This window comes from Streptococcus sp. Z554 (genome assembly GCF_053010305.1).
In genome coordinates, this window is sequence record NZ_JBRKNV010000001.1 from 247,726 (window position 1) to 260,727 (window position 13,002).

The following is a 13,002-nucleotide window of genomic DNA, read 5'->3' on the forward strand; positions in this document are numbered from 1 at the left end:
TAATCTATAATTAGAGAGACTGTATGTACCCAACCCACCATTTTAAAGACAAATTTATCTTATTTCTTAAGATTTTCTTTCCAATTTTGATTTATCAATTCGCAAATTATTCAGCTTCCTTTATTGATACGACCATGACGGGCCAGTATAATACGATTGATCTGGCAGGAGTATCCATGGCGACTAGTTTGTGGAATCCCTTTTTTACCTTTTTAACGGGGATTGTTTCAGCTCTAGTTCCTATCGTTGGCCATCATTTAGGAAGAGGAAAGAAAAATGAAGTGACTTCTGATTTTTATCAATTTCTTTATCTTTCACTTGCTTTATCCATTTTTCTTTTTATTTTAGTTTTTATCGCTGCTCCGCTTGTTCTAAGCAATATGGGGTTAGAACAAGCAGTGGCAGATATAGCAATTCGTTATCTATGGTTTTTGTCAATCGGAATTATTCCACTCTTACTCTTTAGTGTCATTCGTTCATTACTGGACGCATTGGGATTGACCAAGCTATCCATGTATCTGATGCTTCTTTTGCTACCTCTAAATAGCGGTTTCAACTACTTGTTGATATACGGGGTCTTTGGTTTTCCTGAGTTTGGAGGAGCAGGAGCAGGTCTTGGTACATCTTTGGCTTATTGGGCTTTATTGCTAATTTCTATATTCGTTCTTCTCAAACAAGAAAAATTAAAAGAACTACATTTAGAAAAACGATTACCTTTAGACGGAAATAAAATAAAAGAAGCGATAAAACTAGGATTGCCTATTGGTGGAACTGTATTTGCAGAGGTTGCTATTTTTTCAGCAGTGGGATTGATTATGGCAAAGTTTTCATCATTGATAATAGCTAGTCATCAGTCTGCCATGAACTTTTCATCTCTCATGTACGCTTTTCCTATGAGCATTTCAACAGCAATGGCTATTGTTGTTTCTTACGAAGTCGGTGCCAAACGTCTAGAAGATGCTAAGAAATATATTAAAATCGGGCGACTATCTGCTATGGTATTTGCGATTTTAACACTTTCTTTTTTATATATTTTTAGAGAAAATGTTGCTAGCCTTTATGGCCATGACTCGGAGTTCATCCAATTAACTGCTAGCTTTATGACCTATAGCTTGTTTTTCCAATTAGCTGATACATTTGCAGCACCATTACAAGGGATATTACGCGGTTTCAAAGATACAGTCATCCCTTTCTATTTAGGACTCTTGGGATACTGGGGAGTTGCTATACCTCTGGGCTTGCTCCTAGATTACTCAACAGATCTCGATGCTTATTCATATTGGATAGGTTTTATCGTAAGTTTAGTTGTCAGCGGATTACTCTATCAGTGGCGTTTACAAGTTATTATGAAAAGATTCAAATAATTTGTTGAAAATATCCATGGAAATCAGTTTGTGAAATAGCCATTTTACGTAAAGAAAAGTCTTGATTTCATTGACTTTTCTTTTTTTATATTGTGAAAAAATATCAAGCATAATCTTTGACTATAGTTAACCTATAAGTTAGAATAGAACTATAAGAAATTAAACTTAGAAAGGCAAGATTATGTCAACTTTAGATAAAAATCTTTTGCTTGAGATGTTCCGTAAGATGGAAGAAATTCGTCGTATGGATTTAAAAATTGCTCAATTAGTAAAAAAAGGTAAAGTGCCCGGTATGACGCACTTTTCTGTTGGTGAGGAAGCTGCCAACGTTGGGGCTATGTTAGCTCTAAACGAAGATGATCTCATCACCTCAAACCACCGTGGTCACGGACAAGCCATTGCTAAAGGAATCGACCTTAATGGGATGATGGCTGAGATCCTTGGTAAATATACTGGAACTTGTAAAGGTAAAGGTGGATCAATGCATATCGCCGACCTAGATGCAGGTAACCTCGGTGCTAACGGTATCGTTGGTGGTGGTATGGGAATCGCAGTAGGTGCAGCCCTTACTCAACAAATGAAAAATACTGGTAAGATTGTTGTTTGCTTCTTTGGAGATGGTGCGACAAATGAAGGTGTATTCCACGAGGCTGTTAATATGGCTTCAATTTGGAATCTACCAGTTATTTTCTACTGTATCAATAATGGTTATGGAATCTCTGCTGACATTAAAAAAATGACTAATGTCAAGCATATCCATGAGCGTAGTGCTGCTTATGGAATTCCAGGAATGTTTATCGAAGATGGTAACAATGTTATCGATGTCTACGAAGGATTTAAGAAAGCAGTTGACCATGTTCGTTCTGGTAAAGGTCCTGTCTTGATCGAAAGTGTAACCTATCGTTGGCTTGGTCACTCTTCATCAGACCCTGGTAAATATCGTACACGTGAAGAAGTCGATATGTGGAAAGAAAAAGATCCAATCGAAAACCTTCGCAAGTATCTTGTTGAGAATAAAATTGCTAGTGCAGAAGAACTCGAAGAAATTCAAGCGCAAGTTAAGGAAGCAGTGGAAGCATCTGTTAAGTTTGCAGAAGAAAGTCCATTCCCTCCACTAGAATCAGCTTTTGAAGATATTTACGCAGACTAAGGAGAAGTAGAGAAATATGGAAACAAAATTAATGTCTTTCCGCGATACCATTATCCTTGCAATGTCTGAGGAAATGCGTCGCGACGAAAATGTAATCTTGATGGGTGAAGATGTAGGTGTCTTCGGTGGAGACTTTGGAACATCTGTAGGGATGCTTGAAGAATTTGGGCCTGAACGTGTTCGTGACTGTCCTATTTCTGAAGCAGCTATTTCTGGAGCAGCTGCTGGTGCTGCTATGACGGGACTTCGTCCAATCGTTGATATGACTTTCATGGACTTTTCTGTTATTGCCATGGATAATATCGTCAACCAAGCAGCTAAAACTCGTTACATGTTTGGTGGTAAAGGTCAAGTGCCTATTACTATCCGCTGTGCCGCTGGTAATGGAGTAGGTTCTGCAGCACAACACTCCCAATCATTGGAATCTTGGTTCACTCATATTCCTGGATTGAAAGTTGTTGCTCCAGGTACTCCGGCTGATATGAAGGGACTTCTTAAGTCATCTATCCGTGACAACAACCCAGTCATCATTCTTGAGTACAAATCAGAATTCAACCAAAAAGGTGAAGTACCAGTAGATCCTGACTATACCATTCCACTTGGTGTTGGTGAAATTAAACGCGAAGGAACGGATGTCACTGTCGTAACCTACGGTAAAATGCTTCGTCGTGTTATGCAAGCTGCGGAAGAGTTGGCTGAAGAAGGAATCTCGGTAGAAGTAGTGGACCCACGTACTTTGGTTCCACTTGATAAAGACATCATCATTAATTCAGTTAAGAAGACTGGAAAAGTCGTTCTTGTCAATGATGCTCATAAAACAAGTGGATTTATCGGTGAAATTTCAGCTATCATTTCTGAATCAGAAGCGTTTGACTACTTGGATGCACCAATTCGTCGCTGTGCCGGGGAAGATGTGCCAATGCCTTACGCACAAAATCTTGAAAATGCAATGATTCCAACAGTTGAAAGCATCAAAGATGCAATCCGTAAAACTCACAACAAACAGTAATACATAAAATAAATTATGTAACATAAGATTGTTTGAGATACGTTTTGTATCCAAGTAATTAATAGAGTTGCGACAGGAGAGAGTCGGGTCGATTTTAACCGACGAACGACTTAGTAAGTCTACTAGGTTGATCGCCTAATAGCGGCAACCGTAGCAACTTGAGATACGTCATGTATCCAAGTTGCTTGTAGAGTTGAACTCGGGCTAAAGTCTGTGTGAAAAAGATAAACTTTCCTAGAAACTAAAGTTTCTTCGTCAAGTTTCCTATTTTCACTTTGACTTTTGACGCCCTTAGTATCTTGTAATTGAATTCGGACGGAGGTCTGTGAAAAAAAGATAGATTTCCTTGTGTTCATCGAACACATCGTCAATCTCCTATTTTTTCATTGTCCTCTTCGTCCTTAATATCTTAGTATAGAATAGGAGAGGTCATGGCTGATGATAAGCTAAGAGCGACTCCTGCAGCTAGAAAATTAGCGGATGATTTAGGAATTAATCTCTACGATATTTCTGGCTCAGGCGCAAACGGTCGTGTCCACAAAGAAGACGTGGAAACATATAAAGACACTAATGTGGTTCGCATTTCGCCACTCGCAAAACGAATTGCCCTTGAACATAACATTGCATGGCAGGAAATCCAAGGAACTGGTCATCGTGGTAAGATTATGAAGAAGGATGTTTTAGCTTTCCTTCCTGAAAATATCGAGAACGAGACAATCAAGTCACCTGCTCAAATCGAGAAAGTTGAAGAAGTTCCAGATAACGTAACACCTTATGGAGAAATCGAGCGTATTTCAATGACACCGATGCGTAAGGTTATTGCTCAACGTATGGTTGAATCATACTTGACTGCACCAACCTTCACGCTTAACTACGATGTCGATATGTCTGAAATGCTTGCCCTTCGTAAGAAAGTCCTAGAACCAATCATGGAAGCAACTGGTAAGAAAATTACAGTTACAGACTTGCTTTCACTTGCGGTTGTTAAGACTCTGATGAAACACCCATACATCAACGCTTCGTTAACGGAAGATGGTAAAACCATTATCACTCACAACTACGTCAACCTTGCGATGGCGGTTGGGATGGACAATGGCTTGATGACACCGGTTGTTTATAATGCTGAAAAAATGAGTTTGTCTGAGTTGGTAGTTGCCTTTAAAGACGTCATTGGACGTACTTTGGATGGTAAACTGGCTCCTAGCGAATTGCAAAATTCAACCTTCACCATCAGTAACTTGGGAATGTTTGGTGTTCAATCATTCGGTCCAATCATTAACCAACCGAACTCCGCAATCCTTGGGGTTAGCTCAACAGTTGAGAAACCAGTTGTAGTTAATGGTGAAATCGTGATTCGTCCAATCATGAGTCTTGGGTTAACAATTGACCACCGTGTCGTAGATGGTATGGCTGGTGCTAAGTTTATGAAAGACTTGAAAGCTTTGATTGAAAACCCAATCTCAATGTTGGTTTAGAGAATTTATTGTTAGAAATATAGATAAAGGAAGTAAGATATGGCCTTAGAAGTAATTATGCCAAAAGCCGGCGTGGATATGACAGAAGGACAAATCGTCCAATGGAATAAAAAAGTCGGAGAATTTGTAAAAGAAGGAGAAATCCTTTTGGAAATCATGACTGACAAAGTCAGCATGGAATTGGAAGCAGAAGAAGACGGTTACTTGATCGCTATCCTTAAAGGAGACGGCGAGACTGTTCCTGTTACTGAAGTTATCGGATATCTTGGTGAAGAAGGTGAAAATATCCCATCAGCTGGAGCAGCTGCACCAGAAGCTAGCCCAGCACCTGCAGCAAGTGCTTCAAACGATGATGGTAAGAGCGATGATGCTTACGATATCGTCGTTATTGGTGGTGGACCTGCTGGTTATGTATCTGCCATTAAAGCAGCTCAATTAGGTGGTAAGGTTGCCCTTGTTGAGAAATCTGAACTTGGTGGAACTTGTTTGAACCGCGGATGTATCCCAACTAAGACTTACCTTCACAACGCTGAAATTATCGAGAATATCGGCCATGCTGCAAATCGTGGTATTGTAATTGAAAATCCTAATTTCACAGTTGATATGGACAAACTTTTAGAAACAAAATCTAAAGTTGTCAATACCCTTGTAGGTGGTGTTGCAGGACTACTTCGTAGCTATGGAGTTGATGTTCATAAGGGTATCGGTACGATTACTAAAGATAAGAATGTCTTGGTAAATGGATCTGAATTGCTTGAAACTAAGAAAATCATCCTTGCTGGTGGTTCTAAAGTAAGTAAGATTAACGTTCCTGGTATGGAATCATCACTTGTTATGACTAGTGACGACATCCTTGAAATGAATGAAGTACCAGAAAGCCTTGTGATCATTGGTGGTGGAGTTGTCGGTATCGAGCTTGGTCAAGCCTTCATGACATTTGGTTCAAAAGTTACTGTTATCGAAATGATGGATCGCATTGTTCCAGCAATGGATGCGGAAGTATCTAAAAACCTTCGTTTGATTCTTGAACGTAAAGGTATGACTATCTTGACAGGTACTAAACTTCAAGAAATCATTGAAGAAGATGGCAAACTTCGTATCAAGGTCGAAGGAAAAGATGATATCATTGCAAACAAAGCTCTTCTTTCAATCGGACGTGTTCCAGATCTTGAAGGAATTGGTGAAGTGGAATTTGAATTGGATCGTGGTCGTATCAAGGTCAATGAATACATGGAAACATCTGTTCCTGGTATTTATGCACCAGGTGATATCAATGGTACCAAGATGTTGGCTCACGCTGCCTTCCGTATGGGTGAAGTAGCTGCTGAAAATGCCCTTAAAGGAAATCACCATGTTGCTAAATTGAACTTGACTCCTGCAGCTATTTACACACTTCCAGAAGTAGCAGCAGTTGGTTTGACTGAAGAACAAGCTCGTGAGAAATATGATGTCCAAATCGGTAAATTCAACTTTGCTGCAAACGGACGTGCCATTGCATCAGATGCTGCTCAAGGATTTGTTAAAGTCATTGCTGACAAGAAATATGGTGAAATTCTTGGTGTTCACATCATTGGTCCTGCTGCTGCAGAGTTGATCAATGAAGCGTCAAGCATCATCGAAATGGAAATCACTGTTGAAGAAATGCTTAAGACAATCCACGGACACCCAACATACTCTGAAGTTATGTACGAAGCATTTGCGGATGTTCTTGGAATGGCTATCCATTCACCTAAGAAAAAATAAAAATAGATAGACTAGACTGGAATTATTTTCCAGTCTCTATCGTATTAGAAGGTATCTTATGAAATACATTATCAATCATTCAAACGACACTGCCTTTAATATTGCTTTAGAGGAGTATGCTTTTAAACATCTCCTTGATGAGGATCAAATCTTTATCCTTTGGATTAACAAACCGTCTATTATTGTAGGTCGTCACCAAAATACCATCGAAGAGATTAATCGTGATTATGTTCGCGAAAACGGAATTGAAGTAGTGCGTCGTATCAGTGGTGGTGGAGCTGTATACCACGATTTGAATAACCTTAACTATACCATCATTTCTAAAGAAGATGAAACTAAAGCATTTGACTTCAAGAGTTTCTCAACTCCGGTTATCAACACACTTGCTCAACTTGGTGTGAAAGCTGAATTTACTGGTCGTAATGACTTAGAAATTGACGGAAAGAAATTCTGTGGGAATGCCCAAGCCTACATCAATGGCCGCATTATGCACCATGGTTGCCTTCTCTTTGACGTTGATTTGTCTGTCCTTGCTAACGCACTTAAAGTATCTAAAGATAAGTTCGAGTCTAAAGGTGTAAAATCAGTTCGTGCTCGTGTGACCAACATCATCGATGAATTGCCAGAAAAGATTACTGTTGAACAATTTCGCGATCTTCTCTTGGAATATATGAAAAAAGAATATCCTGAGATGACAGAGTATGTATTCTCAGATGAAGAATTGGCTGAAATCAATCGCATCAAAGATACTAAGTTTGCAACTTGGGACTGGAACTATGGTAAATCACCTGAATATAACGTTCGCCGTGGTACTAAATTCCCAAGCGGTAAGGTTGAAATCTTTGCAAACGTCATTGAATCAAAAATTCAAGATATCAAGATTTACGGTGATTTCTTCGGTATCGAAGACGTTGCAGCAGTAGAAGATGTTCTTCGTGGCGTTAAATACGAACGCGAAGATGTTCTTAAAGCCCTTCAAACCATTAACCTAGGCCGTTACTTCGCGGGGATTACTGCAGAAGAAATTGCCGAGGCTGTGGTGGAATAAAGTAAAAGAGAGTGGGACAGAAATCGCTCATTCGTTAGAATTCGATTTCGTCGTCCCACCTCCGCACAGTTGAGTAGGGCTGTAAAAGCTGATGAAATCAGCGTAGTAGAGCCCACTCAACCACTGCGTCTTGCTCGACAATCCAAAGACAATTGAGAGGCTAGGACTTTTGTCCCAGCCTCTTTATCTTAAACTTGATATTCAAAAATAATGAGAGTAGAATATAGAAGAAATCTATAAAAAAGGGGATCAAATTCAATGATGAAAGTTCCAGTGGAAAATCTTGGTCTATTTGAACAGTTAGATCGTATCGTAGTTGCTTTTTTTAAGAAGGAACAACCTTCTAGTCCTTATGATTTAAATATCAGTATCACACAAGAACACCTTGACCAGAAAAAGCAAGAGCTAGAACCATTAGGCTATCAAGCTGTTCAACTACCATTAGGAATGGCTTTAGATAATATCATTCAGCAACCTCATTATAAAAACTTAATCATTGGTGGACTTGCACCCGACGAAATTATGGTCAGTAAAGAGGAATTACTGCCTTTGAAAGATATCGTAGATAGTTTTTGTATTATGTACGCTGCAGCGAATAATAGACTGGAAAATAGTAAGGCTTATGAATTAATGAAAGATAAGACGGTTTATTTTATTGGTAAACTGTTTACAGATATTCCAAAAGCCGGTGCTGAAATTGCTTATTTAGGGATTGATCGGATAGCGAGCGATGGTACACAATATGAAGCAGTTAAATGCTTTTTAACGGAAGAGAGTGCAGAGAAGTTCAATGGTGAAAAAAGACCTGTCACCCCTGCAAACTTGGCCTATCTAAAATCATTCTGGGGTAAACCAGTTATTATTGAACCGCACCGTAATTATTGGATCGAATTTTTATAGAAAGAATAAAAGAGAGCGTAAGATAATTAAAAATCTATCGCTCTTTTTAAATATATTACATAATTTATATTATGTATATCATAAACTATCCAAAGCATTTTTCTGTTCATCATTAACGATATGGGTATACAAGTCGGTAACTTGTGTGCTGGCATGTCCCAGCTGGTGGCTGACCAAAACCTGTGACTTGGTTGCATCATAGAGACGGGTTGCAAGAGTGTGGCGAAGTTTATGGGGGGTTACTCGGACTTTGAAGTCTTCTGAATACTTGGCTACCATCTTTTCAACACTTGAAGCATCAATCCGGTTTGGAACACCTCGATACAAGGTCAGAAAGAGGGCTGTATCAGTCTTTTCTGTCTTGTAACGTTTGTCTCGAATAGCGAGATATTGTTCTAGATAAGGCTTAGCAAAGGCAGCAACATTAACAGAGTCTCGTTTTCCACCTTTTCGAGTGACTTCAATCACCATCATCTTGAGATTAAGGTCTCGAAGATCCAGATTTACTGCCTCAGAGAGACGAACACCAGAGGCAAGAAGGAGTGCGATAATGGCTAAGTCTCGCTCTTTATTCTTATTAAAGGAAGATAAGGCGCGATTTGAAAGTGTTTTAGGGTATTCCTGGTCGATATAGTTCAGGAAACCTTCTGTTTCATCACCTAAAAAGAGTTTTTGCTTGATATTTTCAGCTCGCGCAGCCAAGGTTTCTTTCTTTTTCTTGGTAGCAACCTTCTTCATGACATTGCGGTAGAAATAAGGTTCACCATGTTCGTTTTCAACTTCCTCGGTCAAATACTTATAGAGACTAGATAATGCAGAAAGGGTACGGTTGATTGTTGTTTGGGAGACACCATTCTTTGTCGTATTAGCATTAAGCAAAGGACGTTCACGTAAGTAAAGAATAAAAGATTCCATGTCTTTCTTAGTCATGTTCTCAAGTACATCCAAAGGAATATTAGCTATGGTGTCAGCATTCGATATGCCAGATTCTAAAACCCAGGTAAAAAATCGATCGTATTCCTTTAAGTATTCGTACAAGGTCGTAAAACTGTATGGAACAGCCAGTTTCGATTGATAGTATTCTAGAACATACCAGGGCATGACTTGTTTGAGTTTATCGATACGTTCTAATAAGATCTCGCGTTTCATGTTTTTCTCCAAATCTTTCTATACTAGTAGTATAGCATAGTCAGATATAATTTTCAAGAAAATTATAGTTTTTCGGAAAGATGTTATAGGGGATATATAGGAATCGATAACTAAAAAAGACGAGTTTTGTAACCAAAAATTTTTTTAGAGTTAATTATCCTTAATTATGTACTTTATTTAAGTGAACACTGGAAATTTTAAAAGCTGTCCATCTACTGTAATATGTACTTTATCTAAGTGAAAACTAAAAACTTTTCAAATGTACATTTTGACAAAAACTTAAAGTGTTCTTATTTTTTTATATCTTTTTTAAACTGTATAAAATGTTCTTGCTTTCTTCTGTAACCTTTGCAAATCGAACATGCCTTTTTATTTCGCTTTCTGTATGCCGCCATTCTTTAACTTGAATTTTATAACGATGTTCTGGATTTTCCTGACATATCCACTATACAGACATATTACTCAACTCTGTGATTTCAGTTGGATTTGCTATTAGGAGGTTATCTAAATAATCCCACTCATGCATTAGACTTTGTTGTGTCGTTGCTAAGTCGTTAAATCCTTTTAAAACTTTTTGATTCCTACAATATGGACGAGAATTTTCTCTGTAAAATTTTTCTTTAATGATTTGCTGATATTCTCCAGTGTATACAGGACATTTCCACCATGCGATATATATTGAATTAACTCTTACTGAAGACATTTCTTGTTTATTTAATGTTGACCATTCTTTAATTAACCAAGGATGTGTTGTTTCAAGATCGTTATAACCTTTTGCAGTCTTTTTAAATGAACAAAATGTTACCTTATCAGACTTTAATAAGTTCTTGCTACTCCAATAATCACATAATTCAGGATAAATATCTGAAATTGTATTATAGCCTTTTAATGCTTGTTCGTTATTTCAATATGGACAAGTATTAGGCACTTCTCTTCTAATTGGAATTGAACACAAGTATTAAACTTACTACAATTTTTACATAGCGGAAAAGAGGTGTAAAGAATAAATACTCTGAAAAGTTTGTATACATTTTTGATTCGTGCTCAAGTATGTAAATATTGTAAAACAATTTCAAAATGTGGTAGACTAGATATGAATTTGGATGGACGATAATTAGGTCAGAGAAAAGGTTACAGATGGAAAAATTAGCTTTTATCGGAATGCTAGTGTTCTTGGCATTTGTGTTTATTGGAATATTGTTTTGGCTACGTTTTAGAATGAAGAACACCTTTGAGAACGGTGTTCCAGTGTACGATGCCCCAGCAAATAATCAGACTAGGACGAGTAAGCTAAGCGTAGGAGAGTATGCAGTGCACATAATTTTAATACTAATTAGCGCTGTAATTGCCTTTAAGGTCATGAGCATGTTCCGTCATGGGGGGGCGGCGCCAATTGGTGCTGCTATAATCACGCCTTCTATAATGTCGCTTTTCAATGCACGAAGGAGAACCGGGAAATCTTGGATGGGTATCGTTGCAGTGCTTATGGTATTCGTGTTTTTGATGTTTGTATATATAATTATAGGTCTACCTGATAACGCACCTCCACTTAAAATTGACGCAACTGAAATTCATCTTACAGAGACTAAGATTTCGGATTTGATAGACAAGGAGTTTGAAATTTATGTGTCAAACGGTAGACATGATTATCCTAATTATAACGAGCTTTTGACAACGGGAAGCTATACTAAATACCAAGGAGCTGGGGTTAGCGTACCAAACGGCTTTAAGTCATATGACTCAGCAGTTACGCGATCTACCTATCTTCTTGTAAAGAAGAATGTAGTTCTCGGATGTATAGGTGTTTACGGAGATAAGAGGAAGAGTACGGAGCTGAAGGACTGTGTAGTTACGCAGGTTTGCTTCGATTCTGAGTGCGCAGCTGTTGCCAAAAAATATGGAATTTCATATAATATAGATGGTATAGATTTGCTAAAGAAGCTTGACGAAAACGAGTTCACGAAAGTATTTGGGAAAAAAATATGGCTGACTCCAAGCGAGCCAAGAGATGAATATTTGGATCATTATGGCGTGCAGTGGGGAGCAGGTAACAATGAATTCTTTTGGAATCATTATTTTATGAATTTAGACCTTGATTCGAATAATGATATAGTTAATTTTAATTTTAGTTCTAATATTGCAGCAGAGCGATAGAAGAATTTGCAGGGATAATTAGGCAAAATGAAAAAGAAAAAAGTATTAAGTAAGACAAAGTATGCTATTTATCTTCTAGTGGTCCATCTTATATGCATACTTTTCACTATAAGCAAAATAGTGATACCTTCATGGGGTCACTGGTTAGAGACGACACGCTTTCTTTGGACAAGCTTTCCTACCTATGTATGCGTGTTAATAGCCATTTTCCCAATGGTATGCTTTTGGCCATATTTGATTAGTGCAGATTTTAAGCCGGGTACAGCAAAGACCTTGCTTGCGACTTTTGGTCTAATAGTAGGTAACGTGACTCTGATTTTGATATATACGACTATTTTGCACAAGGTATTATAGGTATAAAAAAATCCCTTTATAGGGATTTTTTTATTGCTTCAAGTAGCTCGTCATATTCTTCAAATGCTGGAACCTCTGGGTGATCCTTCTTGATTGATTCGGTGCTTCTAAACAAGAATCCTTGTGGGTGTCTCCTTGAAAGAAGTCGTTTAATCGACGGTCAAGGCAGTTGATGACTTACTAGAAAATTGTTCTCAACCCTATGTTTTACCTGATTTAGCTTATCTTAGCTATGAACTCAGAGAACAGTTGAAACAGAAAGGTTACAATCTTTGGACGCCTTTACGTCAAAATATGGCAAGAGCTAAACAACATAATCATTGGAAACTAATGGCTATGAGACGGACTATTGAAACTCGATTTTCAGAACTTTGTGCTTTTTTTGATGTCGAACAAACAAACACTAGCTAGAGGCTTAACAGGATTGTAGTTGAGAATGGAGCAAATTGTACTGACTTATAATCTGAGATACTTTGAAATTAGCTAGCACCACGAGTAAAAATCTATATCTTACTATCAATAAGACCTTAAGTGAGTAGCAAAAAATGTACAATTGAACCACTACTTCTTCTGCACCTATTAGAGTAAAAATGTACAAATCAATTCCTTAAATCAGATGATGTTATGAACTAGAAAACATACAAAATAACACTCTA

General features: G+C 37.9%; 10 protein-coding genes and 1 pseudogene. 9 read left to right on the plus strand and 2 right to left on the minus strand.

All coding sequences use genetic code 11. The features are described 5' to 3' along the window. The first annotated feature begins 23 nt into the window (after positions 1-23). From ACVC7R_RS01290 to ACVC7R_RS01320, 7 genes are all read left to right on the plus strand, one after another. Complete coding sequence (locus ACVC7R_RS01290) at positions 24-1,364, plus strand: MATE family efflux transporter (RefSeq protein WP_447263179.1); 1,341 nt, start codon at positions 24-26, stop codon at positions 1,362-1,364. Between the two features lie 181 nt (positions 1,365-1,545). Further along, complete coding sequence (locus tag ACVC7R_RS01295; RefSeq protein WP_070460439.1) at positions 1,546-2,514, plus strand: thiamine pyrophosphate-dependent dehydrogenase E1 component subunit alpha; 969 nt, start codon at positions 1,546-1,548, stop codon at positions 2,512-2,514. Between the two features lie 16 nt (positions 2,515-2,530). After that, the gene (locus ACVC7R_RS01300) at positions 2,531-3,523 is read left to right on the plus strand and encodes an alpha-ketoacid dehydrogenase subunit beta (RefSeq protein WP_447263180.1); all 993 of its coding nucleotides are present in this window, start codon (positions 2,531-2,533) and stop codon (positions 3,521-3,523) included. A gap of 431 nt (positions 3,524-3,954) precedes the next feature. Then, positions 3,955-4,998, plus strand: coding sequence for a dihydrolipoamide acetyltransferase (locus ACVC7R_RS01305; protein WP_447263181.1), 1,044 nt, complete (start codon positions 3,955-3,957; stop codon positions 4,996-4,998). Between the two features lie 39 nt (positions 4,999-5,037). Next, positions 5,038-6,741, plus strand: a complete 1,704-nt coding sequence (gene lpdA / locus ACVC7R_RS01310; protein ID WP_447263182.1) for a dihydrolipoyl dehydrogenase — start codon at positions 5,038-5,040, stop codon at positions 6,739-6,741. A gap of 58 nt (positions 6,742-6,799) precedes the next feature. Further along, positions 6,800-7,789 carry a lipoate--protein ligase gene (locus tag ACVC7R_RS01315; RefSeq protein ID WP_447263183.1) on the plus strand — a complete coding sequence of 330 codons (990 nt, stop codon included), beginning with the start codon at positions 6,800-6,802 and terminating at the stop codon, positions 7,787-7,789. A gap of 258 nt (positions 7,790-8,047) precedes the next feature. Then, complete coding sequence (locus tag ACVC7R_RS01320) at positions 8,048-8,689, plus strand: hypothetical protein (RefSeq protein WP_447263184.1); 642 nt, start codon at positions 8,048-8,050, stop codon at positions 8,687-8,689. A 78-nt stretch (positions 8,690-8,767) separates the two neighbouring features. On the opposite strand, the gene xerS is transcribed toward ACVC7R_RS01320, so the two are convergent. Further along, positions 8,768-9,838 carry a tyrosine recombinase XerS gene (gene xerS, locus ACVC7R_RS01325; protein WP_447263185.1) on the minus strand — a complete coding sequence of 357 codons (1,071 nt, stop codon included), beginning with the start codon at positions 9,836-9,838 and terminating at the stop codon, positions 8,768-8,770. Positions 9,839-10,283: 445 nt separating this feature from the next. Continuing rightward, positions 10,284-10,541 carry a hypothetical protein gene (locus ACVC7R_RS01330; protein ID WP_447263186.1) on the minus strand — a complete coding sequence of 86 codons (258 nt, stop codon included), beginning with the start codon at positions 10,539-10,541 and terminating at the stop codon, positions 10,284-10,286. Between the two features lie 434 nt (positions 10,542-10,975). Between ACVC7R_RS01330 and ACVC7R_RS01335 the strand changes: the two genes are divergently transcribed. Continuing rightward, positions 10,976-11,992: a hypothetical protein gene (locus ACVC7R_RS01335; protein ID WP_447263187.1), complete on the plus strand. Its 1,017-nt coding sequence runs from the start codon at positions 10,976-10,978 to the stop codon at positions 11,990-11,992. A gap of 513 nt (positions 11,993-12,505) precedes the next feature. Beyond that, positions 12,506-12,776: pseudogene (locus ACVC7R_RS01340) on the plus strand (transposase); the annotation flags it as partial. Positions 12,777-13,002: the final 226 nt, after the last annotated feature.